The organism is Lysobacter sp. DMC97 (genome assembly GCF_056313745.1).
Genome location: NZ_JBQUZR010000009.1, coordinates 97,395 through 124,105, shown reverse-complemented (window position 1 = coordinate 124,105; position 26,711 = coordinate 97,395). Strand labels below are relative to the sequence as shown.

Annotated in this window: 27 protein-coding genes; 15 read left to right on the top strand and 12 right to left on the bottom strand. The window is 71.5% G+C overall.

What is annotated here, in order from left to right:
- Window positions 1-205 precede the first annotated feature (205 nt).
- Window positions 206-2,992 (bottom strand): DNA polymerase I, encoded by a 2,787-nt coding sequence (polA, locus tag ACT53Q_RS18615; RefSeq protein ID WP_476188158.1) that lies wholly within the window; start codon window positions 2,990-2,992, stop codon window positions 206-208.
- A gap of 96 nt (window positions 2,993-3,088) precedes the next feature.
- Between polA and ACT53Q_RS18610 the strand changes: the two genes are divergently transcribed.
- Window positions 3,089-3,373: a DUF2782 domain-containing protein gene (locus ACT53Q_RS18610; RefSeq protein ID WP_476188157.1), complete on the top strand. Its 285-nt coding sequence runs from the start codon at window positions 3,089-3,091 to the stop codon at window positions 3,371-3,373.
- Between the two features lie 284 nt (window positions 3,374-3,657).
- On the opposite strand, the gene ACT53Q_RS18605 is transcribed toward ACT53Q_RS18610, so the two are convergent.
- Complete coding sequence (locus ACT53Q_RS18605) at window positions 3,658-4,344, bottom strand: double zinc ribbon domain-containing protein (protein ID WP_476188156.1); 687 nt, start codon at window positions 4,342-4,344, stop codon at window positions 3,658-3,660.
- Window positions 4,345-4,462: 118 nt separating this feature from the next.
- On the opposite strand from ACT53Q_RS18605, the gene bioB reads away from it, so the two are divergent.
- The 9 genes from bioB to ACT53Q_RS18560 all read left to right on the top strand — a co-directional run bounded on the left by bioB (window position 4,463) and on the right by ACT53Q_RS18560 (window position 10,171).
- Complete coding sequence (gene bioB / locus ACT53Q_RS18600; protein WP_476188155.1) at window positions 4,463-5,515, top strand: biotin synthase BioB; 1,053 nt, start codon at window positions 4,463-4,465, stop codon at window positions 5,513-5,515.
- A 14-nt stretch (window positions 5,516-5,529) separates the two neighbouring features.
- Entirely contained in the window at window positions 5,530-6,738 is a 1,209-nt protein-coding gene (gene bioF, locus ACT53Q_RS18595) for an 8-amino-7-oxononanoate synthase (protein WP_476188154.1), read from the top strand.
- A gap of 38 nt (window positions 6,739-6,776) precedes the next feature.
- Window positions 6,777-7,124 (top strand): DUF7079 family protein, encoded by a 348-nt coding sequence (locus ACT53Q_RS18590; protein ID WP_476188153.1) that lies wholly within the window; start codon window positions 6,777-6,779, stop codon window positions 7,122-7,124.
- 8 nt (window positions 7,125-7,132) lie between these two features.
- Complete coding sequence (bioH, locus tag ACT53Q_RS18585; RefSeq protein ID WP_476188231.1) at window positions 7,133-7,930, top strand: pimeloyl-ACP methyl ester esterase BioH; 798 nt, start codon at window positions 7,133-7,135, stop codon at window positions 7,928-7,930.
- Window positions 7,924-8,328, top strand: a complete 405-nt coding sequence (locus tag ACT53Q_RS18580) for a hypothetical protein (protein WP_476188152.1) — start codon at window positions 7,924-7,926, stop codon at window positions 8,326-8,328. The genes bioH and ACT53Q_RS18580 overlap by 7 nt, the downstream gene beginning before the upstream one ends.
- A gap of 5 nt (window positions 8,329-8,333) precedes the next feature.
- Window positions 8,334-9,269 (top strand): malonyl-ACP O-methyltransferase BioC, encoded by a 936-nt coding sequence (gene bioC / locus ACT53Q_RS18575; RefSeq protein WP_476188151.1) that lies wholly within the window; start codon window positions 8,334-8,336, stop codon window positions 9,267-9,269.
- 78 nt (window positions 9,270-9,347) lie between these two features.
- On the top strand, window positions 9,348-9,554 hold the full coding sequence (locus ACT53Q_RS18570) for a hypothetical protein (RefSeq protein ID WP_476188150.1): 207 nt from the start codon (window positions 9,348-9,350) through the stop codon (window positions 9,552-9,554).
- A 27-nt stretch (window positions 9,555-9,581) separates the two neighbouring features.
- The gene (locus ACT53Q_RS18565) at window positions 9,582-9,971 is read left to right on the top strand and encodes an MAPEG family protein (protein WP_476188149.1); all 390 of its coding nucleotides are present in this window, start codon (window positions 9,582-9,584) and stop codon (window positions 9,969-9,971) included.
- Window positions 9,968-10,171 (top strand): hypothetical protein, encoded by a 204-nt coding sequence (locus ACT53Q_RS18560; protein WP_476188148.1) that lies wholly within the window; start codon window positions 9,968-9,970, stop codon window positions 10,169-10,171. The genes ACT53Q_RS18565 and ACT53Q_RS18560 overlap by 4 nt, the downstream gene beginning before the upstream one ends.
- A gap of 18 nt (window positions 10,172-10,189) precedes the next feature.
- Here ACT53Q_RS18560 and ACT53Q_RS18555 read toward each other — a convergent pair whose 3' ends face one another.
- The 3 genes from ACT53Q_RS18555 to ACT53Q_RS18545 are packed head-to-tail and all read right to left on the bottom strand — an operon-like array spanning window position 10,190 to window position 12,305.
- Window positions 10,190-10,618: a nuclear transport factor 2 family protein gene (locus ACT53Q_RS18555; RefSeq protein WP_476188147.1), complete on the bottom strand. Its 429-nt coding sequence runs from the start codon at window positions 10,616-10,618 to the stop codon at window positions 10,190-10,192.
- Window positions 10,615-11,280, bottom strand: a complete 666-nt coding sequence (locus tag ACT53Q_RS18550; RefSeq protein ID WP_476188230.1) for a YdcF family protein — start codon at window positions 11,278-11,280, stop codon at window positions 10,615-10,617. Before ACT53Q_RS18550 ends, ACT53Q_RS18555 begins: the two co-directional genes overlap by 4 nt.
- Before the next feature lie 23 nt (window positions 11,281-11,303).
- Window positions 11,304-12,305 (bottom strand): threonine ammonia-lyase, encoded by a 1,002-nt coding sequence (locus tag ACT53Q_RS18545; protein ID WP_476188146.1) that lies wholly within the window; start codon window positions 12,303-12,305, stop codon window positions 11,304-11,306.
- 131 nt (window positions 12,306-12,436) lie between these two features.
- Between ACT53Q_RS18545 and ACT53Q_RS18540 the strand changes: the two genes are divergently transcribed.
- From ACT53Q_RS18540 to ACT53Q_RS18525, 4 genes are all read left to right on the top strand, one after another.
- On the top strand, window positions 12,437-13,213 hold the full coding sequence (locus ACT53Q_RS18540) for a hypothetical protein (protein WP_476188145.1): 777 nt from the start codon (window positions 12,437-12,439) through the stop codon (window positions 13,211-13,213).
- Between the two features lie 512 nt (window positions 13,214-13,725).
- Window positions 13,726-15,609 (top strand): tRNA uridine-5-carboxymethylaminomethyl(34) synthesis enzyme MnmG, encoded by a 1,884-nt coding sequence (mnmG, locus tag ACT53Q_RS18535; protein ID WP_476188144.1) that lies wholly within the window; start codon window positions 13,726-13,728, stop codon window positions 15,607-15,609.
- Window positions 15,610-15,649: 40 nt separating this feature from the next.
- Window positions 15,650-16,612: a hypothetical protein gene (locus ACT53Q_RS18530; protein WP_476188143.1), complete on the top strand. Its 963-nt coding sequence runs from the start codon at window positions 15,650-15,652 to the stop codon at window positions 16,610-16,612.
- A gap of 17 nt (window positions 16,613-16,629) precedes the next feature.
- Entirely contained in the window at window positions 16,630-17,148 is a 519-nt protein-coding gene (locus ACT53Q_RS18525) for a P-loop NTPase family protein (RefSeq protein ID WP_476188142.1), read from the top strand.
- Window positions 17,149-17,168: 20 nt separating this feature from the next.
- Here the strand turns inward: ACT53Q_RS18525 and ACT53Q_RS18520 are convergent, their stop codons facing one another.
- Window positions 17,169-17,630, bottom strand: coding sequence for a bacteriohemerythrin (locus ACT53Q_RS18520; RefSeq protein WP_476188141.1), 462 nt, complete (start codon window positions 17,628-17,630; stop codon window positions 17,169-17,171).
- Window positions 17,631-17,813: 183 nt separating this feature from the next.
- A complete protein-coding gene (locus ACT53Q_RS18515) occupies window positions 17,814-18,176 on the bottom strand; it encodes a putative signal transducing protein (protein WP_476188140.1) in 363 nt (120 codons plus the stop codon).
- 40 nt (window positions 18,177-18,216) lie between these two features.
- On the opposite strand from ACT53Q_RS18515, the gene ACT53Q_RS18510 reads away from it, so the two are divergent.
- A complete protein-coding gene (locus ACT53Q_RS18510; RefSeq protein ID WP_476188139.1) occupies window positions 18,217-19,518 on the top strand; it encodes a hypothetical protein in 1,302 nt (433 codons plus the stop codon).
- Between the two features lie 30 nt (window positions 19,519-19,548).
- On the opposite strand, the gene ACT53Q_RS18505 is transcribed toward ACT53Q_RS18510, so the two are convergent.
- The 5 genes from ACT53Q_RS18505 to ACT53Q_RS18485 all read right to left on the bottom strand — a co-directional run bounded on the left by ACT53Q_RS18505 (window position 19,549) and on the right by ACT53Q_RS18485 (window position 26,629).
- Window positions 19,549-21,423, bottom strand: coding sequence for a tetratricopeptide repeat protein (locus tag ACT53Q_RS18505; protein WP_476188138.1), 1,875 nt, complete (start codon window positions 21,421-21,423; stop codon window positions 19,549-19,551).
- Entirely contained in the window at window positions 21,420-22,667 is a 1,248-nt protein-coding gene (locus ACT53Q_RS18500) for a zinc metalloprotease (protein ID WP_476188137.1), read from the bottom strand. The genes ACT53Q_RS18505 and ACT53Q_RS18500 overlap by 4 nt, the downstream gene beginning before the upstream one ends.
- A gap of 515 nt (window positions 22,668-23,182) precedes the next feature.
- Complete coding sequence (gene zapE / locus ACT53Q_RS18495) at window positions 23,183-24,280, bottom strand: cell division protein ZapE (RefSeq protein ID WP_476188136.1); 1,098 nt, start codon at window positions 24,278-24,280, stop codon at window positions 23,183-23,185.
- Window positions 24,277-24,954: an alpha/beta hydrolase gene (locus ACT53Q_RS18490; protein ID WP_476188135.1), complete on the bottom strand. Its 678-nt coding sequence runs from the start codon at window positions 24,952-24,954 to the stop codon at window positions 24,277-24,279. Before ACT53Q_RS18490 ends, zapE begins: the two co-directional genes overlap by 4 nt.
- A gap of 22 nt (window positions 24,955-24,976) precedes the next feature.
- On the bottom strand, window positions 24,977-26,629 hold the full coding sequence (locus ACT53Q_RS18485; protein WP_476188229.1) for an ExeM/NucH family extracellular endonuclease: 1,653 nt from the start codon (window positions 26,627-26,629) through the stop codon (window positions 24,977-24,979).
- Between the last annotated feature and the right edge of the window lie 82 nt (window positions 26,630-26,711).

The following is a 26,711-nucleotide window of genomic DNA, read 5'->3' as shown; positions in this document are numbered from 1 at the left end:
AAGTCATGGTGTTTCGCCTGCATCGCGGCATCCCGCATGTCGTGCATGTCGCAAGGCGCGAACGCATGCCGATGCGCATGGCATGCGACGCGTCGATGCGGTGTCGTGTCCCGTCGTCTCCGTGATGCCGCGCACGTTCGCATCCGTGCATCGCAGCGTTCCGTGACGGACATCGCCATGCGGTACCGCATGGCGTGTCGCTGCATCAGTGCGCCTGGTCCCAGTTGTCGCCGGTGCCCGAGTCGATCACCAGCGGCACCCGCAGTTCGGCCGCCGCGGCCATGCGCGCGGTGACTTCCGGGATCAGCGTGTCGACGAAATCCGCATCGCACTCGAACACCAGTTCGTCGTGCACCTGCATCAGCATGCGCGCCTGCGTGTCGTGCGGGACGATCCACGCGTCGATGGCGATCATCGCGCGCTTGATGATGTCGGCGGCGGTGCCCTGCATCGGCGCGTTGATCGCCGCGCGCTCGGCGCCAGCGCGCAGGCCCTGGTTGCGGGCGTTGATGTTGTCGAGGTACAGGCGGCGGCCGAACACGGTTTCGACGTAGCCGCGCTCGTGCGCCCCCTTGCGCGTGCGCTCCATGAAGTCGCGCACGCCGGGATAGCGGCTGAAGTACAGCGCGATGTAGTCCTGCGCCTCGCCGCGCGACACGCCGAGCTGGCGCGCCAGGCCGAACGCACTCATGCCGTACATCAGGCCGAAGTTGATCGCCTTGGCGGCGCGGCGCTCGTTGCCGCTGACTTCGGCCAGCGGCTTGCCGAACACTTCCGCCGCGGTGGCGCGGTGGATGTCGTCGCCGGCGGCGAACGCGCGCAGCAGGCCGGCATCCTCGGACAGGTGCGCCATGATCCGCAGCTCGATCTGCGAGTAATCGCAGGCCACCAGCTGGCGGCCCGGGGGCGCGATGAAGGCCTTGCGGATGCGGCGACCGTCGTCGGTGCGGATCGGGATGTTCTGCAGGTTCGGATCGTTCGACGACAGGCGCCCGGTCGCGGCGCCGGCCTGGTGGTAGCTGGTGTGCACGCGGCCGGTGTCGGGATTGATCATCTCCGGCAGCTTGTCGGTGTAGGTGCTGCGCAGCTTCGCCAGGCCGCGGTATTCGAGGATGATGCGCGGCAGCTCGTGCTGGTCGGCGATCGCCTCCAGCGCTTCCTCGTTCGTCGACGGCTGGCCGGTCGGCGTCTTCACCAGCGCCGGCAGCTTCAGTTCGTCGAACAGCAGCGCCTGCAATTGTTTCGGCGAATCGAGATTGAAGGTGCGGCCGGCCAGTTCGGTCGCCTTCTGCTGCGCGGCGAGCATGCGCCGCGACAGGTCTGCGCTCTGCCGGCGCAGTTCGTCGGCGTCGATCAGCACGCCGTTGGCCTCCATGCGCGTGAGCACCGGCACCAGCGGCATCTCGATCTCGCGGTAAACCGTCTCCAGCGCCGGCTCGCCCGCCAGCTTCGCCGACAGCACGCGATGCAGGCGCAGGGTGATGTCGGCGTCCTCGGCGGCGTAGCGGGTGGCGTCGTCGATGGCGACGTCGGAGAACGGGATCTGCTTCGCGCCCTTGCCGGCCACGTCCTCGAACTTGATGGTGTCGTAGCCGAGGTAGCGCTTCGCCAGCGTGTCCATGTCGTGGCGGCTGGCGCTGGCGTTCCAGACGAAGCTCTCCAGCATGGTGTCGTCGTGGTAGCCGGTCACGTCCACGCCGTGGCGACGCAGCACGTGCAGGTCGTACTTGCCGTGCTGGCCGAGCTTGCGATGCGTCGGGCTTTCCAGCAGCGGGCGCAGCGCGTCGAGCGTCCCGCGCAGGTCGAGCTGCGCCGGCGCGCCGGGATAGGTGTGGCCGACCGGCACGTAGCAGCCGTTGCCGGGTTCGGTGGAGAAGCTCAGGCCGACGAGGTTCGCGCGCATCGCGTCGAGGTCGTCGGTCTCGGTGTCGAAGGCGAATTCGGAGGCACTGGTCAGGCGCTCGATCCACGCCGCCAGCTGTTCCGGCGTGGATACGGTCTCGTACGTGCCGGGCGCGGACAGCGACGGATCGGGCGCCTCCGCCTCGGTCGATGCGCTGCGCGCGTAGCCTGCCTGCGTGCTGCGCAGGCCGCCGCGCGCATCGTCGGCCACGGCGGCGGGTGCGCCGTTGCCGCCTTCGAGCTCCTTCAGCGCCTGGTTGAAGCCGTAGCGCGCGTAGAGCCGGCGCAGGTCGTCGACATGGCGCTCGCGCAGGCCGAGGTCCGCGGGGCCCTGGTCGAGCGCGACGTCGAGCTTGATCGTCGCCAGCTGCCGGTTCAGCGGTAGCCGCGGCAGCGCAGCGCGCAGGTTCTCGCCGATCTTGCCCTTGATGGCGTCGGCGTTCGCGATGACGTTCTCCAGCGTGCCGTACTCGCCCAGCCACTTGGCCGCGGTCTTCGGCCCGCACTTCTCGACGCCCGGGATGTTGTCGACGCTGTCGCCCATCAGCGACAGCAGGTCGATCACCTGGTCGGCGCGCACGCCGAACTTGTCGATCACCGCCGCGTCGTCGGCCATGCGGCTGCCGGTCATCGTGTTCACCAGCGCGATGCCCGCGCCGTTGTCCAGCTGTCGCACGAGCTGCGCGAAATCCTTGTCGCCGGTGGAGATGGTGACCGCGAGGCCCTGCGTCGCGCCCTGCACGGCCAGCGTGCCGATCACGTCGTCGGCCTCCACGCCGGGCACACGCAGGATCGGGATGCCCAGCGCCTGCACGATCTCCAGCATCGGCTCGATCTGCGCGCGCAGTTCGTCCGGCATCGGCGGGCGATTGGCCTTGTACTGCGGATCGAGCTCGTCGCGGAAGGTCGGGCCGGAAGCGTCGACGACGAAGGCGAGGTGTTCGGGCTTTTCCTTCAGGTGGCCGCGCAGCATGTTGACCACGCCGAACAGTGCGCCGGTGGGCTCGCCCTGCGCGTTGGTCAGCGGCGGCAGCGCGTGGAACGCGCGGAAAAGATAGGAAGAGCCATCGATGAGGACGAGACGTGTCATCGGGCGATTCTACCCCCCGCGGTTCCGTGCGTGCCGTCGCGCCGGTGCGTCACCGCGCGGGCGTATGATCGAGGTTCCCCCGATGCGGAGCCCGCCATGCGCGCCATCCTTCCCCTCGTCCTGCTGCTCGCGCTGAGCGGCTGCGCCACCACGCCCGCGTCGCAGGCCGATGCCGCCATCCCGCCCGACGCCGTCGCCTCCGAGCGCGTCATGGACAACGGCGACGCCATCACCGAATACCGCGTCGCCGGCCAGCTGCGCATGGTCCAGGTGAAGCCCAAGCACGGCCCGGCCTACTTCCTGTACGACCGCAACGGCGATGGCCGCATCGACCACGACCGCAACGCGCCGACGGTGTATTTCGAACTGTTCAAGTGGTGAGACCCGGTCGTCGATGTGGCAATCGATGCCGCCGCTGACCTGTCCCGGGCAGTGCATGCGATGCCGGACATCGGCGACATGACGGTTGCCGTCTCCGGTGCCGGCGATGGCGTGCCGGATCCATCCGGACGACCGACCCTGCCGGGCGGTGGTTCCCGCCTTGCGACTCCCGGGGCGATCAGCGGGTGCCCGACGTGATCGGCGGGGATCGCCGGCACTTGCCTTCCGGGACGTCCGGCGACCCGCTCCCTTCGCCTCCCTGCGTCGATCACTGATCCCCCGGCTCACGCCACCCGCGCGCACACCCACGCATCCACTCGGGCGACGCCGGCCCGCAGCAGCGCGTCCGCGGCCGCGTGCAGGGTGGCGCCGGTGGTCATCACGTCGTCGACCAGCGCAACGTGCGCCGGCAGGGGGTCCCCGGTGCGGACCGAAAAGGCCCCCCGGAGGTTGCGGCGGCGGGCGGCGGCGTCCAGCCGCGACTGCGGGGCGGTGGCGCGGGCGCGGACCAGCAGGTCGTCGCGCAGGGGCAGGGCGAGGGTCCGGGCCAGCGGCCGGGCCAGTTCCAGGGTCTGATCGAAGCCGCGGCTGCGCAGTCGCGCCCGGTGCAGCGGCAGCGGCACCAGCGCCTCCGGGCGCGGGGCGGCCGCGAGAACGTCGGCCATCAGCGCGGCGCAGAGCCGGCCGGCGGCGAGATCGTCGTGGAACTTCAGCCGTGGCAGCAGCCGGTCCAGCGGCGGCTCGTAGCGGAAGACGGCCCGGGTTTCCGTCACCGGTGGCGGCCGGCGCAGGCAGGTCCCGCAGGCCGGCGCCGGGGCGCCCAGCGGCAGCGCGCAGCGCGGGCAGGCGTGGCGTTGCCAGGGCAGGGCCCGGCGGCAGGCGGCGCAGAGGTCGATGCCGGCCGTTTCGACCGCCTCCCGGCAGACCAGACAGTGTGCCGGCCACCCGCGGCGGGCGAGGGCGACGGCCACGCCGACGAGCCGGCGCGGGGCGCCGACGGGCACGAGACGGAAAACGGGGCGGTTGACAGGGCTGGGCATGCTTTCCAGACTGCCCGTTCCCCTTCGCCGCATCCGTCAGGGATTTCCGATGCCCGCTGTCAGTGTTTCCGCCGTTCCGCGCCACGACTGGACCCGCGTCGAGGTGGAAGCGCTGTTCGACCTGCCGTTCCCGGTGCTGCTGCAGAAGGCCGGTGACCTCCACCGCCAGCATTTCGACCCCAGCGAGGTGCAGGTCAGCACGCTGCTGTCGGTCAAGACCGGCGGTTGCCCCGAGGACTGCGGCTACTGCCCGCAGGCGCAGCGCTACCACACCGGCGTCGACGCCACGAAGCTGATGGACACCGACGCGGTGGTTGAGAAGGCCCGCCAGGCGCGTGCCGCCGGCGCCTCGCGCTTCTGCATGGGCGCCGCGTGGCGCTCGCCGAAGGACCGCGACATCCCGAAGGTCGCCGCGATGATCCGCGAGGTGAAGGCGCTGGGGCTGGAGACCTGCGCCACCCTCGGCATGCTCAGCGACACCCAGGCCGCGGCGCTGAAGGACGCCGGCCTCGACTACTACAACCACAACCTGGACACCGCGCCGGAGTTCTACGACGAGGTCATCCGCACCCGCGAGTACCAGGACCGCCTCGACACCCTGGCCCGCGTCCGTGACGTCGGCATGAAGACCTGCTGCGGCGGCATCGTCGGCATGGGTGAAACACGTTCCCAAAGGGCGGGCCTGCTGCAGACGCTGGCCAACCTGCCGGCGCACCCGGACTCGGTGCCGATCAACCGGCTGGTGCAGGTCGCCGGCACCCCGCTGCACGGCACCGCCGAGCTGGACGCCTTCGAGTTCGTCCGCACGATCGCGGTCGCCCGCCTGGTGATGCCGAAGTCGATGGTGCGGCTGTCCGCCGGCCGCGAGACCATGAGCGACGAGCTGCAGGCGCTGTGCTTCCTCGCCGGCGCCAACTCGATCTTCTACGGCGAGAAGCTGCTGACCACCGGCAACCCGGACACCGAGCGTGACCTCGCGCTGTTCGCCCGCCTCGGCCTGAAGCCGATGCCGCTGGTCGAAGCCCCGAACACGTACCATGCGGACATCGTCGACGCCGGCGCCTCGCCGCCCGACGATCCGCCCTGCATCCGCGCCGCCTGACCGAGCGTCCCGCCATGACCCGCCCGCGCCTCACCGAACGCATCCTCGCCGCCCGCGTGCAACGCACGATGCAGGGACGCGAACGCAAGCGGCGCACGGTCACCCGCCGCGACGGCGTGCGCTGCGAAGTCGAGGGCCGCTGGCTGGTCAACTTCGCCGGCAACGACTACCTCGGCCTCGCCCAGCAGTTCGGCGTGGTCGACGCGCTGCAGTCCAGCGCCGCGCGCGACGGCGTCGGCGCCGGCGCCTCGCACCTGATCTGCGGCCACCACGCGCACCACGACGCGCTGGAGAAGGAACTGGCCGACTGGCTGGGGGCGCCGCGCGCGCTGCTGTTCGGCAGCGGCTACCTCGCCAACCTCGGCGTGATGCAGGCACTGTTGACCGAGGAAGACGTCTGCGTCCAGGACCGGCTCAACCACGCCAGCCTGATCGACGGCGCGCGCCTCGCCGGCTGCAAGCTGCGCCGCTTTCCGCACGCCGACGCCGAGGGCGCGCTGCGCCAGCTGCGCACCGTGCCCGAGGGCGCGGCGATGCTGGTCACCGACGGCGTGTTCAGCATGGACGGCGACGTCGCGCCGCTGCGCGAGCTGTCGCTGGTGGCGAAGGTGCAGCACGCGCTGCTGTACGTCGACGACGCGCACGGCGTGGGCGTCGTCGGCCCCGAAGGCCGCGGCTGCGTCGCCGATGCCGGGCTGGAGATCGCCTCGACCCTGCAGCTGGCCACGCTCGGCAAGGCGCTGGGCGGCTACGGCGCGGTCGTGCTGGGCAGCGACGACATCATCGGCCACCTCGCCGAGACCGCACGTCCCTACCTCTACACCACCGCACTGCCGCCGGCGCAGGCCGCCTCGTCGCTGGCCGCGGTGAAGCTCGCCCGCCGCGACCACTGGCGCCGCGAGAAGCTGCAGAGCCTGGTCGCGCACTTCCGCCAGCAGGCGCTGTTCCGCGACCTGCCGCTGGTGGCCTCGAACACTCCGATCCAGCCGGTGATGTGCGGCGACGAGAAGCGCGCGCTGGCGCTGTCGACCGCGCTGGAAGCGCAGGGCTACTGGGTGCCGTCGATCCGCCCGCCGACCGTGCCCGACGGCCGCTCGCGGCTGCGCATCACCCTGTCGTCGCTTCACACGCAGGCCGAGGTCGACGCGCTGATCGAGGCCCTGTGCTGGGCGCGCGACGCGGTCGAGATGGGCTTCGGCCACTCCGGGGCCGCGGTGGCGTGAGCGGGGCGGTGGTCGTGGCGCACAAGGCGGATGACGACGTGGCGCGCATCCCGGTCTGGATCGCGCTGTCCGGGCTGTATCTCGACACCGAGGTCGAACCTTTCCACGACGCGATCGCGGCCACGCTCGCCGCCTCGCCGTTCGATCTCGACGAACTGCACGCGATGCTGATGCACGACGTGCATCCGGTGCTGTTCACCAACCTCATGGCGCCGGCCGGCGTGTGGGACGCGTTCGACGAAGCCTGGCTGGTCGAGCGCATCCGCGCCCGCGGCGGCCGCCGTCGCCGCGGCCTCGCGCAGTGGTTCCGCAGCGACATCGACGTGCAGTGGGCCGCGATCGCGGCGAAGGTCGCCGCTTTGCGCTCGGGCGCCGCACCGGCATGAACGACGCGCTGCACATCGCGACCAGCGGCGAAGGTCCGCCGCTGGTGCTGATCCACGGCTGGGCGATGCACGGCGGCGTGTTCGCGCCGCTGGTCGAACGCCTGCGCGCGCGCCACACGCTGCACCTCGTCGATCTGCCCGGCCACGGCCTGAGCCGCGACGACGCCACGCCGCTCGACTTCGACGCCGTGTTCGACGCGCTGTCCGCGCGCCTGCCGATCGCGCCGTGGCTGGGCTGGTCGCTGGGCGGCATGTTCGCGCTGCACGCCGCGGCGCGCGATCCCGCACGCGTGCCGGCGCTGGTCATGCTCTGCGCCAGCCCGCGCTTCGTGCGCGGCGACGGCTGGCGCTTCGGCGTGTCGGCGGAGATCTTCCGCGACTTCGCGCGCGGGCTGGCGGAGGACTACCGCGCCACGCTGGATCGCTTCGTCGCGCTGGAAGCCTTCGGTTCCGACCACGCCAAGGACGAACTGCGCGCGCTGCGCAGCGAACTCTTCGCCCGCGGCGAACCCGCGGCGCGGGTGCTGGTCGATGGCCTGCACCTGCTGGAAACGGTCGACCAGCGCCCGCTGCTGGACACGCTGCGCGTGCCGAGCCTGTGGATCGCCGGCCGCCGCGACCGCCTCGTCGATCCGCGCGCGATGCGCGACGCGGCCGCGGCGATCGAGGCCGCCGGCCACGCGCCGGCGCGTTTCGTGCAGGTCGAACACGCCGGGCATGCGCCGTTCCTCACCCATGTCGACGAGGTCGATGCGGCGCTGCGCGCGTTCCTCGATGCAGACGCGACGGGCCTGGCGGCATGTTGACCATCGACGCCCGCACCACGCAGTGGCAGGCCGGCGACGGCGACGCTGCACCGCCGGTCGCCAACGTGGTCGCCTGGCGTTCGCGCGCCGGGCAGCGCCTGCTGCTCGCCGTCGGCGACGACACGCAGCGTGCCGGCGCGCCGCCGCTGCCGCCGGACGCGATCGTGACCGACCTCGTGCGCATCGCGAGCACCGAGCCGAAGCTGGCGCTCGAATTCTGGTCGGCGTTCCTGGTGTACGTACTGCACGGCCGCCGCCGTTCGCTGTTCGCGCGCCTGCGCGCAGCGTTCTCCGGCGAGCCGGTGCGCCTGTGCATCGAGGATCATGCCGCACGTGCCGCGGTGCATGCCGTGCTGCGCCGCATGCGCAGGCCGCGGCTCCGTTTCGTGGAAGGCTGAGCACGATGTCCCCGCTGTTCGACACCCGCCAGGTCCGTCGCGCGTTCTCGCGCGCCTCGTCGAGTTACACCGACGCCGCGAAGCTGCAGCACGAGATCGAGGCGCGCCTGCTCGAAGCGCTGGACTACTACACCGAAGGCCGTGCCGCCGACGCGCAGGTGCCGGCGGTGGTGGTCGATCTCGGCTGCGGGCCGGGCAGCGGCGCACGCGCGATGCAGCAGCGCTGGCCGAAGGCGCGCGTACTCGCGCTAGACCTGTCGCTGTCGATGCTGCAATCGCAGGCCGACACCGGCGGCGGCCTCGCGCGCACGCTCGCGCGCCTGCTGCCGGGCGCCGCGGCCGTGCCCGCGCGCCTCTGCGCCGACGCGCGCGCGCTGCCGCTGGCCGATCATTCGGTCGACCTGCTGTTCTCGAACCTCTGCCTGCAGTGGGTTGAGGATCTGCCCGCCGTGTTCGCCGGCTTCCGCCGCGTGCTGAAGCCCGGCGGGATGCTGGTGGTGTCGACGTTCGGCCCCGACACGCTGTTCGAGCTGCGCAGCGCATTTGCCGGTGCCGACGCCGCGCCGCACGTCAGCCCGTTCGCGTCGATCGCGCAGTTCGGCGACGCGCTGATCGGCGCGGGCTTCCGCAATCCGGTGCTCGACCGCGACGAACTCGTCACCACCTACGACGACCTGCCCGCGCTGATGCGCGAACTGCGCGCGATCGGTGCCACCAACGCGCTCGACGCCCGCCGCCACACCCTCACCGGCAAGGCGCGCTTCGCGGCGGCGGCGGCGGCCTACGACGTGTTCCGTGCCGACGATCGCCTGCCCGCGACGTGGGAAGTGATCACCGCGCTGGCCTGGGCGCCCGAGCACGGCGTGCCCATCCGCGAAGGCGGCGAGGACGTCGCCCGCTTTCCGGCCGGCGCGATCCCGGTGCGGCGGCGCGGCGGCTGAGGCGGTTTCGACGCGACATCGCCGATTCCGCTAGGCTGTCGCCGTCGGCGGACACCGGCGCCGACTTCGGAGAACCGCATGGGCAATCTGTTCTGGGGTGCGCTGATCATCGCGATCGGCCTGTTCCGCCACCAGTCGACCTTCTTCGGCGATTTCAGCGTCTTCAACGTGATCTTCGACGGCCTCGGCCTGTACTGGATCGGCAAGGGCGTGCTGGAACTGCTGGGTCGCGGCAAGGGCAAGACAGACGGTCCGGCTGCGCCGCCGGGCCCGGGCCCGGGCTGACGCCGTTCCGGATTCGCGGAACCCGGGATGCCGCAGCTCCTGCTCCTGCCGATGGCCGCGCACGTCGCGTTGGCGGCGTTCCTCTACGCGCTGCTCACCGTCGCCCGTGCACCGGCGATCTGGGGCATCGGCCGACGCGCCGACGGCACGAATCCGTGGGCACGCGGGGAGCCGCGGATCAGCGCGAATCTCTCCAACCAGTTCGAGTGGCCGCTGTTCTTCCACGTCGCCTGCCTGCTGCTGCTCCGCGGCCCGGTCGACGCCGTGTCGATCGCGCTGGCGTGGGGCTTCATCGCCGGACGCCTGCTGCACAGCGCGGTGCAGATCCTCACGACGAACGTTCGCCTGCGCGGGCTCGTCTTCGTGCTGAACTTCGTGTGCGTGCTCGGCCTGTGGGTGCAGGTGCTGCGCGCATGAGCGGATACACCCCGAAACCCGCGGTCGTGGCCCTTGCGACGCTGCTGTGGCTGCTCGCCGCCGCGGTGATGATCGCGCTGCAGTTCGACGATCTGCCGACCGTCGTGCGCGTGATCGTCGGCGCGCTGACGCTGCTCGCGCTGTGGCTCGGCCTGTTCGCGTCGCCGCGCGTGCGCTGCGCGGCGCTTTCCTTCCTTTGAGCCGATGCGGTCGGTGGATCAGCCGCCGACCTGCGCGATCCAGTCCTGCAGGTTGTAGTAGTTCGTCACCCGCGCGATCTTGCCGTCGCGCAGCTCGAAGAACGCGCCGCCGGGCAGCACGTAGGTCTGGCCGTTCGCCGGCGGCAGACCCTCGTCGTCGGCGAGGTATTCGCCGTGGACGACATATTCGGCGGCCGCGCGGGCGCCGTCGGGCGAGGCCATCACCACGATGTCGCGCAGCTGTTCGCGGTAGCTGCGATCCATGCGCGCCATGAACGCGACGAACGCGTCGCGACCGGTCTCGCGCGGGCCCTGGTTGAGATCGTGGGCGACGTCGTCGGTGAGCAGCGCCAGCATCGCGTCGCGGTCGCCGCGATTGAACGCGGCGTAGTAGTCGAGGACGAGGGTCGTGGCGCGATCGTGCGCGCGGGTGCCGTCGATGATCATGGCGCGGGGCTCCGGGAGGCGTCGAGGCGGGCGAGCAGGCGCTCGGCCGCGTCGCGGTGGAAGAAATAGACTTCGTTGAGCAGGAACCGCCAGCGCGTGGCGAAACTGCGGTAGCGCGTGGTCGGCGTGGGCGAACCGAGGCACCGGATGCCGATGTCTTCGCACAGGCGCAGCGCGCGCGAGAGGTGCAGCGGGTCGCTGACCACGATCGCGTGCGTGAGCTTGCGCGGCGCCATCAGCGCGGCGGCCTGGCGCAGGTTCTCGCGGGTGTTGTGCGACGCGGTCTCGATCAGGATCGCGCGGTCGGGGACGCCCTGGCGCAGCGCGTAGCGGCGCCCGACCTGCGATTCGGCGAAGCGTGCGCCGGTGCCGCCGAAGCCGCCGGTGAAGATCAGCGTCGGCGCGAGTCCGCGCTTGTAGAGCGCGATGCCGTGGCGCAGGCGTTCCTCGAACACCGGCGACGGCCGCGCGTCGTAGGCGGCGGCGCCGAGCACGATGATCGCGTCGGCGCGCACGTCGTCGCGCGCGGCGTCGTCGCGGCCGCCGACGTGCAGGATGTACAGCGCGACGCCGCACAGCCACAGCAGCGCGAGCAGCAGCAGTCGGCGCAGCCAGCGCCAGACGCCACCGCGACGCCGCCGGCGTCCGGAGGCGCGCTGGATCAGCGGCGGCGGCGCGTTCCGGCTCACGCCGGCGCCTGCCACGGCAGGGTGTCGAGATCGACGTTGCCGCCGGTGAGCACGAGGCCGACGCGGCGACCGGCGAAGCGGTCCGGATGCTTGAGCACGGCAGCGAAGGCGATCGCCGACGACGGCTCGACCACGATCTTCAGGCGCTCCCACAGCAGCCGCATCGCGGCGAGCGTGTCGGCATCGTCGATGACGAGGATGCCGTCGACGTGGCGCTGCAGCAGCGCCAGCGTCCGCGGCGCGAGGTGCCCGCGCAGGCCGTCGCAGACGGTGCGCGCGGTGCGGTCGGTGATGCAGCGGCCTTCGCGCAGCGACGCCGCGGCATCGTCGGCGCCCGCGGGTTCGGCACCGAACACGGCGATCTCCGGCCGCATGGTCTTCGCGACCAGCGCGCAGCCCGACAGCAGGCCGCCGCCGCCGACGGGCGTCAGCAGCGCGTCGAGGTTGCCGGTGTCGTGCAGCAGTTCGAGCGCGGCGGTGCCCTGGCCGGCGATGACGTCGGCGTCGTCGAACGGATGCACCAGGTGGCCGCCGGTGTCGGCCAGCGCCCGCGCCGCGGCCGCCTCGCGCGCGGCCATGTTCGGCGCACAGCGGAGGATGCGTGCGCCGAAGCCGGCGATGCCGGCCAGCTTCACCGCCGGGGCGCCCTCGGGCACGACCACGGTGGCCGGCACGCCGCGCAGGCGGCTGGCCAGCGCGACGGCCGCGCCGTGGTTGCCGGAGCTCTGGGTGACGATGCCGCGCGCCGCGGCGGCATCGGACAGCGCCAGCACCGCGTTGCAGGCGCCGCGGAACTTGAACGCGCCGACCCGCTGGAAGTTCTCGCACTTGAAGTGCAGGTCGCAGCCGGCGATCGCGTTCAGCGACTGCGAGCGCAGCACCGGCGTGCGGTGCGCGTGCGGCGCGATCCGCGCGGCCGCCGCGAGGACATCGGCGAAACCGGGCAGGGCGGGGACGGTGGACACGTCGGCGGACGTCGTGGGGACGGCGGCGTTCATCGCGACATCGTATCAGGCAGGTCGCGGTGCTCCGTCGGGCCGGGTACCTTTAAGGACGGGTTCAAACCGTGCGGAGGATGCTGCCTGCATCGGGCAGCCCGCACTTCGCCCACGCGCCACAGGGGTAAGCGATGTCTCGTCTTGGTCTGCTTGCGACGTTCTCCGCACTGATTCTGACCGGTTGCGTCAGTTCCTACACCTATCGCGACGGCGGCAATGGTGGCGATTACTACTACGCCGAGCCGGAGATCGAATACCGCGACGTCTACGGCATGCCGTACGTCGGTCTCGGCTACGACGGCGGCTGGTATGGCCGGTTCGGCTACGGCTTTGGTTACGGCGCGTTGCCGTACTCGCACTACGGCTTCCCGTACTGGGGCGGGCCCTACGGCTACTACGGCGGGTCGTTCGGTTATTACGGCGGCTTCTATCCGCCGTTCTACTGGCACCACCGCGACCACGACGGCGACCACCGCCCGCATCGTCCGCGCCCGCCGGGGCCGTTGCCGCCCGGTACGCTGCCGCCGGGCGTGATCCTCGATCCGCCCGGTACGCCGCGTCCCGGCGACATCGCCCAGAACGGCACCGGGCAGGCGTCGATCCCGATGTCCAAGCCGGCGCCGCGTCCTCGCTGGCGGGTGTCGGAGCCGGGAGAGCCGGGCCAACCCGGTGCGCCGTTGCAGGGTGGGCAGCCGCGCATCCGGCCGATGCCCGGCGCGGGCCCGTCGCCGGGCCAGCCCGGTGGCGCGCCGATGCCGCAGGAGCGTCCGCGCCGTCCGCCGATGCAGGAATCCGCGCCGGCGTTCCCGCGGCGCATGGAGCGCGCCGAGATGCCGAGACCGTCTGCGCCGCCGGGCGGTCGGATGGAACGCCGGGAACGAGAACCCGGTCTCAATCCAACCCCGTGATAGCGCTTGCCAAGCCGAAGGATTGGCCGCAAGCTAACCAGCAATGACCGGTTACGTCGAATTGCGACGCATCTCGGTAGGCATCGCCGACCCCGGCGGGGAAATCCGGATCCCCCCTGTTCCGCTCCCCGTCGGGCGTCGGCACCTTCTCACGGCGCACTGCGCCGTTTTTTGTGCCCGACACCGCAGCGACCCGTTGCCCGCGCCGAGCAGAGGCACCGCGACGGTTCCGCATCGCCGGAACGCGCGCAAAAAAAGGGGCCGAACGTCCCCCGACATTCGGCCCCTGGCTCCCTCAGCGCGCGCATGGCCAGCCCTGTTCCACCCCGGCCAGCGCTTTCGCGCTTGCCGCGCTGAGTGCCACTTGGGAGAAGCAGATTGCGTGCCAACTTTCGCGGCCCGGGCGCGCGAAAGGACGACAGCGCTAGACTTTCCACCGCCGCATCGCGATGCGGCCGAGGCGGCCGCCGACGGACGCCCTCCCGCGAACGAACTCCTGTGAACGCATCCCCGTGAACGATTTCCTGACCCACGACGTCATCGTCATCGGCGGCGGCCATGCCGGCACCGAGGCCGCGCTCGCCGCGGCGCGCGCCGGCGCGCGCACGCTGCTGCTGACCCACAACATCGAGACCATCGGCGCGATGAGCTGCAACCCGGCGATCGGCGGCATCGGCAAGGGCCATCTGGTGAAGGAGATCGATGCGCTCGGCGGGATCATGGCGCGCGCCGCCGACGCCGCGGGCATCCAGTGGCGCCGGCTGAATGCGTCGAAGGGCCCGGCCGTGCGCGCGACGCGCTGCCAGGCCGATCGCGCGCTGTACCGGCGCTTCATCCGTCGCGCGGTGGAGACGCAGCCGAACCTGACCGTGTTCCAGTCGGCGGTGGATGACCTGATCCTCGAGGGCGACGCCGTGCGCGGCGCCATCACCAACACCGGCCTGCGTTTCCGCGCGTCGGCGGTGGTGCTGACCGCCGGCACCTTCCTCGCCGGCAAGATCCACATCGGCGAGACCCAGTACGCCGCCGGGCGCATGGGCGACCCGCCGGCGGCCACGCTCGCCGCGCGCCTGCGCGAGCGCCCGTTCGCGATCGACCGCCTGAAGACCGGCACGCCGCCGCGCATCGACGGCCGCAGCCTCGACTACGCGGCGATGGAAGAGCAGCCCGGCGACGATCCGCGCCCGGTGTTCTCGTTCCTCGGCAGCACCGCCGACCATCCGCCGCAGGTGTCGTGCTGGATCACCCACACCAGCGAGCGGACACACGAGATCATCCGCAACGCGCTGCACCGCTCGCCGCTGTACAGCGGGCAGATCGAGGGCATCGGCCCGCGCTACTGCCCATCGATCGAGGACAAGGTGGTGCGCTTCGCCGAGAAGGCGAGCCACCAGATCTTCGTCGAGCCCGAGGGGCTGGACGTGTTCGAGATCTATCCGAACGGCATCTCGACCTCGCTGCCGTTCGACGTGCAGCTCGAGCTGGTCCGCAGCATCCGCGGCTTCGAGCGGGCGCACATCACCCGCGCCGGCTACGCGATCGAATACGACTTCTTCGACCCGCGCGGGCTGAAGACCTCGCTGGAGACCAAGCTGGTCGACGGCCTGTTCTTCGCCGGCCAGATCAACGGCACCACCGGCTACGAGGAAGCCGCGGCGCAGGGGCTGGTCGCCGGCGTCAACGCCGCGCGCCACGCGCAGTCGAAGGACGCATGGTCGCCGCGCCGCGACGAGGCCTATGTCGGCGTGCTGATCGACGACCTGATCACCCACGGCACGCGCGAGCCGTACCGCATGTTCACCAGTCGCGCCGAATACCGGCTGCAGCTGCGCGAGGACAACGCCGACCTGCGCCTCACCGAGACCGGCCGCACGCTCGGGCTGGTCGACGACGCGCGCTGGGAACGTTTCAGCCGCAAGCGCGACGCCGTGGCCGCCGAGACCGAGCGCCTGCGCAGCGTGTGGGCGGCGCCGAACAACGCGCTCGGCCGCGAGGCCGTGGCGACGCTGGGCATCGACCTCAGCCGCGAGACGCCGGCGCTGGACCTGCTGCGCCGGCCGGAGATGGACTACGCGACGCTGATGTCGGTGCCGCTGCTGGGCCCGGGCGTGGACGCCGCCGACGTGGCCGAACAGGTCGAGATCGAGGCGAAGTACGCCGGCTACCTCGACCGCCAGCGCGAGGAGATCGCCCGCCAGCGCCGCCACGAGCACACGACGATCCCGGGCGATTTCGACTACGCGAACGTGCGCGGCCTGTCGATCGAGGTGCAGCAGAAGCTGGAGCGCGTGCGCCCCGAGACCGTCGGCCAGGCGCAGCGCATCCCCGGCATGACGCCGGCGGCGATCTCGCTGCTGCTGGTGCACCTGATCCGCCGCCGCGGCGCCGCCGCATAAGATCCGACGACACCGCACGACGTCCACGGGGGGAGACGACATGCCGAAGGCGAGCGAGATCGCGCGGGCGCGGACCACCGCGGCCGATTCGAACAAGTGGCTGGCGGCGATCGTGGGCCTGGTCGGTGCGATGTTCTGCGCGGTCGTGGCCGTGGTCGCGATGCCGGCGACCTGGGGCTTTTCCGCCCTGCTCGGCGTCGGCGTCACGTCGGTCGTGGTGCCCTCGGCGATCGCGCTGCGGGCGATGCGCGGCAGCTCGGCGGAATTCAAGGCGGCGTGGATCGCGGTGCTCGCGGTGATGCTGGCGCTGTGGGTGGCGGGCGGCGGCTGGCTCAAGCGCACCTCGGGCGTGGAGACGGCGCTGCGCGAGATCGAGGCCGCGGAGCGCGACGCCGACCGCGAGAAGGCCGACCTCGACGCCGGCCGCCGGCCGCATGCGCGTCCGCGCCCCGAGGCGATCGACAGCCGCAACGGCTTCGCGCACGCCTTGTCGGCGTTCCGCCAGCACGACTGGCGCAGCGTGGAGAACTACCGCCGCTACACGACCGCACTGGACGCCGTCGACTGGGCATCGATGTCCGATCCCGCGAAGACCGGACCCGCGACGCAGCACGCCGCGAAGGACGCGCGCTACGCCGCCGGCCTCGCCGCGGTCGATGCGTGGTATGCGGCGGAGCGGGACAGCCTGAAGACGCTGCGCGCGGACATCGCTGCGCTGGCGTTGCCGGATCCGCTGGGCGCGCACCTCGCGCGTCGCCTCGACGCCATGGACTACGCCACCCGGGTGCAGGCGTATTCCGAAAGCCAGCTGCTCGAACGTGCCCGCCAGGCCACCGCCGTGCTGGATGCCGGGCCCTGGTCGCGCGAAGCGGGCAAGCTCCGGTTCGCCGATTTCGACAACGATATCGCCTACTACAAGGCCAGTTTCGAGTTGAAGCGGGCCATCGACAATCGCGCGTCGGTGCGGCGGCAACTGCACGGCACCGCCGCCTCCGACCGCTGACCGAGGCGGCCGTCCGCATGCGCCGCATCCTGATCGTCGGTCCCGGCGGTGCCGGCAAGTCCACGCTGGCGCAACGCATGGCCGCGCGGCTTTCGCTGCCGCTGATCCACCTCGACGCCGAATACTGGCGACCCGGCTGGCGTGCGCCGTCGCGCGAGGCGTGGGCGGCGCAGGTCGAAGCGCTGTCGCGCGGTCCGGCCTGGATCATGGACGGCAACTTCGGCGGCACGTTCCCGCAGCGCCTCGCGGCCTGCGACACCGTGCTGCTGCTGGACCTGCCGCCGTGGCGATGCCTCTGGCGCGTGCTGCACCGGCGCCTGCGCCATCGCGGCGCAACGCGGCCGGGCATGGCGCCGGATTGCCCGGAGCGCCTGGACATCGCCTTCCTGTACTGGATCGCGACATGGCGCGTGCAGCGACGCCCGGCGATGCGTCGACGGTTGCACGAAGCCGCCGCCCGCGGCGTGGACGTCCGCGTCCTGCAATCGCCGCGCGCGGTGGAAGCGTTCCTCGCGTCGCTGCCGCCGGCGCGCTGAGCGCGTCGACGGCCGCCGACTCAGCCGAACAGGCGGCTGATCGTCCGCTGCATCCAGCCGCCGCCCTGGTGCGCGCGGCTGAAGTGGTCGAGGTAGCGCTTCACCGTGTCCGAATACGCCTTGTCGTCGCTGCGGATGTGGTTGAACAGCCAGCGCGACAGCATCGAGCGCAGTTCGTCGGTCACGTCCTCGCCTGCATCGAAGCGCATCTTGTACTCGTTCACCCGGCGCGTGAACATCTCGTGCACGCGGCGATGCGCGGTGCCGAACTGATACCCGGCCTCGTCCATGAGCTCTTCCTCGAACGCGAAGTGCGACATGGTGTAGTCGATCAGCTCGCCGATGGCATCGCCGACCAGATCGCGGCTATGGCTTTTCGAAGCTTCATTCAGCGCGTTGATCAGATCGACGATGCGCCGATGCTGCTGGTCGATGACGGCGACGCCGGTATCCAGATCCGGGCTCCAGGTCAGGACTTTCATGCCACCTCCGGGTGCGGCGCGTGTTGGGTGTCGCCATCACAGCATCCCCGCGCGCATCCGAGTTGAGCATGGTCAAATTGCCGTGGAAACCCGGGGTTTTCGCGCGATCGCAGCGACGATCCGTGAGCGGCTTCGCATTCGCGATGCCGACCGCGCGCATGCGTGCATGCGCGTCGCGGCGATTCAGGCCCGCAGGGTGTCGTCGTCGTCGCGCCGCTCGCGTCGCCACGGCAGCGGAATGCCGAAGCCCAGCCCGAACAGCAGCGCCAGCCGGCTCGACCAGCTCTCGCGATACGGCGGGGTCGCCGGCGCGTCGGGTTCCAGCGCGAAGTCGCCGCCGTCGAGCGCCGCGATCACGGTCTTCGCCTCCGCGTACTGGGCCTCGGCCACGCGCACGCGGGTGCCGCCGATGGCCTGCCGCCATTCCCAGTTCGCGAGGTTGGTCTGGTCGTCGCTGACGAAGGCGTCGATGCCTTCCGCCTGCAGCCGGCCGCAGACGATGTGGGCCTCGATCGGATCCAGGTAGCTCGCGACGGTGCGGTACATGCGGGATGCCGGGCAAACGCGACAGGCGTACCCTATCAGAATGCAGAAAATCCTCCGTCCGCTCGCCCTGTCCGCCCTCGTCCTGATCGCCGGTTGCGGCGAGGAGGCCGAAGCCCCGAAACCCCTGCGCGTCGGCGACCTTGCGATCGAGGCGTGGCCGCTGCCGGCGCCGCCCGGGTCGGCGCAGCCGGACCTCCTCGTCACGTCCGACGACCGCGTGCTGCTGAGCTGGCTCAACGTGCAGACGGGGCGCCGTCCCGCGTTCCAGATGGCCGAGCGCTTCATCGACGGCCACTGGGAAGGGCCGCGCACGATCGCCATCGGCAAGTCGATGTTCGTGAACTGGGCCGACACGCCGCACATCGCGGTCACCGCCGACCGTGCGCTGTGGGCGCACTGGCTGCAGAAGTCCGCCGACAAGCCGTACGCCTACGACGTGATGCTGGTGCGGTCGATGGACCACGGCATGAACTGGAGCGCGCAGAGGCGCGTGCACGACGACGGCACGCAGACCGAGCACGGCTTCGTCGCGTTCTGGCCGCAGAGCGAAAGCCAGCTCGGCGTCGCCTGGCTGGACGGTCGCCACACCGGCGGCGAGGCGAAGGCGGGCGATCAGAAGGCGGGCGACCACGGCGACCACGCCGCGCACGACGAGGAAGGCACCGGTCCGATGTCGCTGCGCGCTGCGGTGTTCGACGGCGATCTGCGCATCAGCGCGGCGACGGAGATCGACGCCCGCACCTGCGACTGCTGCCAGACCGACGCCGCCGGGACCGCCGAGGGCGGGCTGCTGGTCTATCGCGATCGCAGTGAGGACGAGATCCGCGACATCTACGCCACCCGCTTCGACGGCAAGGCCTGGTCGACGCCGGTGCGCGTGCATGCCGATGGCTGGAAGATGCCGGCCTGCCCGGTCAATGGCCCGTCGGTGGCCGTGCGCGGCAACGACGCGGTGGTCGCGTGGTACACCGCGCCCGGCGACACGCCGGTGGTGCAGCTCGCGCGCAGCGCCGACGGCGGCGCGACGTTCGCGGCGCCGGTGGTGGTCGATCGCGGCGCGGCGGTGATCGGTCGCGTGGCCGTGGCGGTCGACGCCGGCCAGGTCTGGCTGCTGTGGATGCGCGAAGACGCCGGCAAGCAGTCGCTGTGGCTGGCGCGCTACGCGCCGGACCTGTCGAAGGAACTGCAGCGCACGAAGCTGGCCGACCTGCAGGGCAGCGGCCGCGGCACCGGCTTCCCGCGGCTCGCGCTCGGCAGCGACGCCGCCTACGCGGTGTGGACGGAGGTCGTCGACGGCGTGCCGGAACTGCACGGCGCGCGCATCGTCAACGCGAAGAAGTGACCCCCGCGGACATCGCCGGTGAAGCCGCCGTCAGGCGGCTTCGCGGCAGGCCTCGGCCGCGGCGAGATCGCGCTGGTACAGATCGCGCTGCGCCATCGCCTTGTGGATCTCGGCGCGGTTGAGGTAGTGGTCCGGCTGCTGCGGCTCCAGCGCGATCGCGCGGTCCATGTCCGCCAGCGCGGCCTCGAAACGCCCGGCCTCGTAGTGCAGCACCGCGCGGTTCACGCGCGCCGCGACCAGATCCGGCGCAAGCGCGAGCGCGGCCTCGTAGTCCGCCAGCGCTTCGTCGCTGCGGCCCTCGGCTTCGAGCAGCTCCGCGCGCATCGCGTGCAGCTCCGGCTGCAGCGGGTTCATCTCCAGGCTGCGGTCGAAGCTGGCGAGCGCGGCGTCGATCTCGCCCAGCGCGCTGTGGCAGATGCCCTTGTTGTGGTGCACCTCCGGGTATGGCGCGCTGTAGGCGATCGCCAGGTCGTACATCGCGTTCGCTTCCTCGTAGCGCTCCTGACGCTGGAGGATGTTGCCGACTTCGTTGTAGTACTCGGAATAGTAGGGATCCATCTCGATCGACTTGCGGTAGTGCGCCATCGCGTCGTCATGGCGGCCCAGCATCACGTGCACCTGCGCCGTGTTGTACTGGAGCACCGAGCGATGGAGCATGTGCTTCTCCTCGCCGACTTCGCCGGTGAGGAAGGCGTAGCCGTCCTGGCACAGCGCCAGCGCTTCCGCCTGCCGGCCCTGGCGCACGCGCAGGAACGCCAGGCCGTTGTCGATGAAGACCTTCAGGAAGCTGTAGTCGTCGTGGCCGATCTCCGGCCGCGCCGCCTCGATGTCCGCGGCAGCCTGCACGATGTGGTGCTCGGCGCGCGGCAGGTCCGGCGCCGCGGTGTAGCGCAGGTACGACATCGACAGCAGGTAGTGCATCTTCGCGCGCAGCACGGCGCGGCGGAGGCGCGGCTCGCCCAGCGTCAGCACGATCTCGCGCGCGCGCATCTCCGCGCCGGTCGTCGCCAGTCCCTGGAAGATGTTGCCCAGGTAGTTCCAGCGCGCGTCCTCGTCGTCGCCGACGATGTCGTCGAGGTGCGGCAGCACGTCGTCGGCGAAGCTCGCCGACTCGTGGTAGTAGCCGTAGTGGTTGCAGATGCACAGCGCACGCAGCGCGATGTGCGCCTGCGTGCGCGCGTCGCCGCGCTCGATCGCATGCGCCAGCATCGTCGGGTACTGCGCTTCCCAGTCGAGGATGTCGTTGTCGCGCAGCTGGCGTTCGATCGTCGCGCGTGCCGCGTCGTCGAGCGCACGGCGCGGCAGCGGCGCGAGTCCGAGGTCGCCGAACGTAATGCCGGCCGGCACGAAGCCTGCGCCGGCGATGCCGGCGACCGGCGCCGGATCGTCGACCAGCACCTCGATGGACGCCGCCGCGCCGCGGCGCGCCAGTTCGGCGAAGAACCGCGCGCCGAGATGCTGGACGTGGCCGAAGCCTTCCACGGCCACCACCCAGCGGCGTCCCGGGGCCGAGGCCTGCTTCCACGCCAGCAGCAGTTCGACCAGCCCGTGCAGCAGCCGGTAGGCGCGGTCCAGCGGGAAATTGCGGGTGCGCTCGGAGCCGCGCGCGGTGTCGGTGAGGCAGGCGTGGCGCACGACGATCCGGTCGCGATGCTCGGGCAGCACGCGGTGCAGTTCGTAGGCGTGGCGATCGATCAGCGCGTCCTCGCCCGCCGCGGCCAGTTCGAGATAGGCCACGGCGACCAGATCGCGCACGCCGCTCCAGGTGCCGTCGCGGCGGAAATCGGCATCGAGGTGCAACAACCGGTCGATGCGGTCCGCGGCCGGCAGCGTCGGCGTCGGCGGCTGCACGTTGCGCAGGCGGAACAGGGGGCGCGCATCGGCGCCGGCGACGTCTCCGGTCATGTCGGTTCTCCAGTCTGCAAGGGCGTCACGCGCTTCCGCCGCCGCAGCCACATGGCCATGCCGACGGCGAACAGCGCGATGGAAATGGCGGCGAACGCGGTCGCGTCCCAGGCGTCCGCGCGTCCGCCCGCGGCACCGCGGAACGCGTCGAACGCGCGCTCGGCGTAGCGCAGCAGCGTGGGGATCAGCACCAGCAGCAGGAACGCGAGCGCGGCGGTCCGGCCCAGCAGCCAGATCGCGGTGAACGTGCGCAGCACGCCGGAATACCGCGGATCGAGCGCGTCGTCGCGCAGGCCGAGGGCACCGAAACTGACACGGTGCAGGCGGTCGCGCAGGTAGCGGCGCGCCTCGTCGTCGAGATCGGGATGGCCGAAGTGGTTGCACAGGACGTAGTACACGTCTGTCTTCAGGAAGATGTTGAACTGCCACGTGATCGAGATCGCGATCTGCAGGATCCACGCGCGCAGCAGGTGGGTGAGGAAGCCGTCCTCGCCGCCGGCGAGCAGCCAGCGCAGCGCCAGCGTGATCAGCGCGATGCTCAGCAGGTCGGTCATCATGCCCGCGAGCAGCGGCAGGTAGCGCTGCCGGCGCGGCAGCGACAGGATGCCGGTGAGGTCGGCCTCGGCCACGATCTGCCACAGGCGATGTCCCACGCCCAGCCGCGAGCGGATGCCGTAACGCGCCGCGGCCGCCATGTGCCCGAATTCGTGGAACGACGCGCTGACCGCGTACAGCCCGAGCAGCGCGACCAGCGTCAGCGTGAGGTGGTCTTCGAGATAGAACGCGCCGAAATCCAGGCGCAGCCGCGGATCGGCGACGGCCGACGCGACGGCGGCGCCGAGGAGGGCGAGGTACAGCGCGAACGTCGGCCACGAGAACAGTGCGCGCGCCACGCCGGTCGGGAGCGAGAAGCGCAGGCGGCGGTCGCCGGCCTCGGCTTCGGCGATCGTCGCCGCGAAGCGGTCGCGTTCCGCGGCCGGAAGCACGAAGCCGATCTCGTGCAGCGTGCCGATGAAGTCGTCGACATCGACGTCGTCGAAACCGTCGTCGTGCAGGCGCGCGCGGATGCCGTCGGCGGACAGGCCTTCGCGCAGCAGCGCGATGATGCGCACGCCTTCTTCGGGGAAGTGGTAGAACGCATCCAGCTCGCGGTTGCCGACGCAGTACACCTCGCCTTCCCGCTGCACCGACAGCGGAATCACGAACCAGGGCGATGCGTCGGGAACGGGCGATGCGATGGACATGGCGTGCGTCGATGGGGCATCGATCGCGGCGCACCGCAGGCGCGCGGAGGCGATCCCGATGCGGGCCGCGAACGAAGCGTGGGAAGGACGGGCCGACGGAACACCGTCGGCCCGCGGCTCAAGGCATCGCGGGAGGGGCCGCGGAAGCGGTCATCACGATGCACCGAACCGTCGATCGCGCACGATCGATCAGAACCAGGGCCAGCACTCCCAGATCGGGTAGAGCGCGACGGCGGTGGTCTTCAGCTTCTGCACCTTGACGACGGAAACCTTCTTCATGACGTCTCTCCTTGGACTGTGAAGTTGTCGAATGGCGGCGCCCGCATTCCTTCGGCGGTGAGCGCGACGGCGCAAGGGCCGGCCCCGCGGCAGGGCACGTCGCGGAACGGGCTCGATTTTCCGAGGGGATCCCGTCGTTCCATGACGATCCATGCGCGAAGCGATATCAGCTTTAGCACCATTGCGACACATTCGCAATTGCGGTCGCTGCTGCACGGCAACAGCAATCGATGGCGTCAAACGCGATGTTCGGCGGCGAGGTAATCCTCGCCCTGCATCTCGATCAGGCGCGATGCGGTGCGTTCGAAGGCCGATGCCAGTCGTTCGCCGCGGTAGAGCGCCATCGGCACCGCGTCGGCGGTGCAGACCAGATTCACGTGACGATCATAGAGTTCGTCTATCAGCGTGACGAACCGACGCGCCGCATCATCGCGGCGTGCGTCGAACACCGGAATGCCGCCGAGCAGCACGGTGTGGAATTCGGTCGCGATCTCGATGTAGTCGGCGCTGCCGCGCGGGCCTTCGCACAGCGCGGCGAAATCGAACCACGCCATGCCCTGCGTGCGTGAACGCACCGCGATGCGGCGGCCGTCGACGACGATGCCGGCGTCGCGGTGGTCGTCGTCGCCGCGCAGCGCGTGCCAGCGTTCGTGCAGCCAGGTGTCGCTGTCGTCGTCCAGCGGTGCGCGGTAGACCGGCGAACGCACCAGCGCGCGCAGGCGGTAGTCGTGGTCGCTGATCAGGTGCACGACGGTGCAGTGGCGTTCGATCAGCGCGATCGCCGGCAGGAAGCGTGCGCGCTGCAGGCCGTCCTTGTAGAGATCGCCCGGCGCGGCGTTGGAGCTGGTCACCAGCGCCACGCCTTCGTCGAACAGGCGTTCGAGCAGCCGCCCCAGCAGCATCGCGTCGCCGATGTCGCTGACGAAGAATTCGTCCAGCACCAGCACGCGCAGCTGCGCGCGCCATTCGCGGGCGATGATCGCCAGCGGGTCGCGCTCGCCCGCGTGCGCGCGCAGGCGCTCGTGCACGTCGCGCATGAAGCGGTGGAAATGCGTGCGGCGCTTTTCGGCGATCGGCAGGCCGGCGTAGAACAGGTCGATCAGGAACGTCTTGCCGCGGCCGACGCCGCCCCACAGGTACAGGCCCTGCGGCGCGGCGGCCTGCGGTTTGCCGAACACGCGATCGAGCAGGCCCTTGCGTGGCACCGGGGTCGACAGTGCGTCGTGCAGGCGATCGAGTTCGCGCAGCGCCGGATGCTGCGCCGGATCGTCGCTCCACTCGCCGCGGGCCACGCCGGCGGCGTAGCGCGCGGAAGGCGATGCCGCGTCGCTCATGCCGCCGGGCCGGGCAGGTAGGGCTGCACCAGGTGCCGGATCGCGCCGCGCAGGTCCATCAGGCGGCGATGGAAGAAATGGCTGGTCTCGGGCATGCGCACCAGTTCGGCGTCGGGATGCCGCGCCGACACCGTCGCGAACCAGTCGTAGACGGCCTGCGGGTCGACGATCTCGTCCTCTTCGCCCTGGATCACCTTCCACGGCATCGTCGGGGTGACGATGCGGTCGAAGTCCCAGCGCCCGGCCGGCGGCGCGATCGACAGCAGCAGCGCCGGCTGCAGTTCGGCGGCGCTGCGCAGGCTGACGTAGGCGCCGAAGCTGAAGCCGGCCAGCCACAGCGTGTCCCCGGGGCGCGTCGCGCGCACCCAGGCGACGACGGCGCGCAGGTCGTCCCGTTCGCCGTCGCCGTGGTCGAACGCGCCTTCGGAGGCGCCGGTGCCGCGGAAGTTGAAGCGCACCGTGGTCGCGCCGAGTTCGCGCAACGCGCGCGCGGCCATGGTCACAACCTTGTTGTGCATCGTCCCGCCCTCGGTCGGCAGCGGGTGGCAGAGCACCGCCACCAGCGGCCGCGGGGTCGCGTCGGCTTCGGGCGGATCGACCGCGACCTCCAGCCCGCCGGCGGGGCCGGGCAGGGTCAGCGTGGTCGCGATCGCGGGAAAGGCCGGGAAGTCCATGCGCGGATGATACCGGGGCGGCTCAGGGCGTCCGCAGGCGCAGGCCGACGACCAGCGGGTCGTGGTCCGAGCTGCGCCAGACCGCGCGGTCATCCGGGCGTTCCTGGTAGCCGCGGCTGTCGGGTTCGTCGGCGTTGGTGTGCCATTCGGCCGCGCCGGCCAGCCGGGCGGCCAGCGCCGGACTGAGCAGGGCATGGTCGAGGCGGCCGGTCTGCGCCGCGTAGACGTAGCTGTAGGGCGTCTCGCGATGCCCGGCGAAGGCGTCGCGCCAGCCGGCGTCGACCAGCGCCTGCACCGGATCTTCGCGGGTGTAGGCGTTGAGATCGCCGACGATCAGCGTCAGATCGCTGCCGGCATGCGTGGGGTCGGTGCGCAGCCAAGCGTCGAGCCGGCGCGCGGACGCGGTGCGGACCGCGTTCCAGCAGCTCTGGCCGTCGTGCTGGTCGGCATCCGCGCCAGTGGCGCCGCTGCAGCCCTTGGACTTGAAGTGGTTGGCGACGACCGTGAACACCGGGCCGCTGCCGGCGCGGAAGCTCTGCGCCAGCGGCGGCCGGCTGCGGCTGCGGCTGCCGAAGAGATCGTCGATCAGGGTCGCGGCGTCGCCCACCGGCTGCACCCGCGACGCGCGGTAGAGCATGCCGATCCGGATCTGGTCGCTGCCCTGGTCGGCGGTGGAGACGAAGCGCCAGTCGCCGTCGCCGGCGGCGTTCAGCGCGTCGACCAGCTGCGCGACCGCCGAGTCCGGGCCGAAGCCGTCGTTCTCCAGCTCCATCAGCGCGGCGATGTCGGGCGCCAGGCCGCGGATCGTGGCGACGAGGCGGGCCTGCTGGGTGCGGTGTTCGGCCTCGGTGCGGGCGCCGCGCGGCGTCGGATAGCCACCGCCATGACCGTCGCCGTTGAAGAAGTTCTCGAGGTTGAAACTGGCGATGCGCACGTCGCCGCCGACGTGCGGCGCCCGCGGCTGGGCATCGCGGTCGAAGCGGGGCGTGCGGGTCGGCAGCAGCAGCGGCGTGCCACGGCGCAGGTCGACCACGCCTTCCACGCCGCGGACGCGCGTCCCGGCGCGCGGCGCGCCGGTCCTGGGCAGGAAGCCGGGCGCCGGCGGCTGTTCGGCATCGCTGCCGTCATCCAGCCACAGCGTGCGGCGGGCGTTGTCCGCAGCAACGGCGCGCAGGGCGTCGCCCGGACGCGCGGCGTCGCTGGGCGTGCGCAGGCGATCGCCGAAGTTGAGCGTCAGTTCGCCGTATTTTGGCAGGCGATCGGTGCCGGCGACGGTGAGCGGCGCGGCGATCTTCACCCGCATGCCTGCGTACGGCGTCCAGTCCGCGGGCGGCTGGCGCAGCACCGTCGCCTTCGGCAGCGAACCGCGGCCCAGCGGCGTCACCTCGCTCGCCTGCAGCGACTTGCCGTCGCCGGCGAGGCGGCCCTGCACACGGACCCGTTCGCCCACCGCCGGTATCGCGTCGAACCGGACCCGCAGCGCGTCCGACGTCGCCGGGTCGCCGTCCCCACCGTCCTGCACGAACCCGCCGTCGGCGGTGCGGGCGGTGATCACGCCCTCGATCGTCGCCTCGCCGCCGTCGCGGGACAGCCGGCCGATCGGGATCGGGGCCGCGGCCTGGGCCAACGCGGCGGCGGCCAGCAGCGGGAGGGCAAGGGCGGGGAGCGGGGAGATGCGGGACATGGCGGTGCGCCTGCGGGAAGCGGAAAGACGAACGCCGCCCGGAGGCGGCGTTGCGGAAGCGGATCGACGGGCG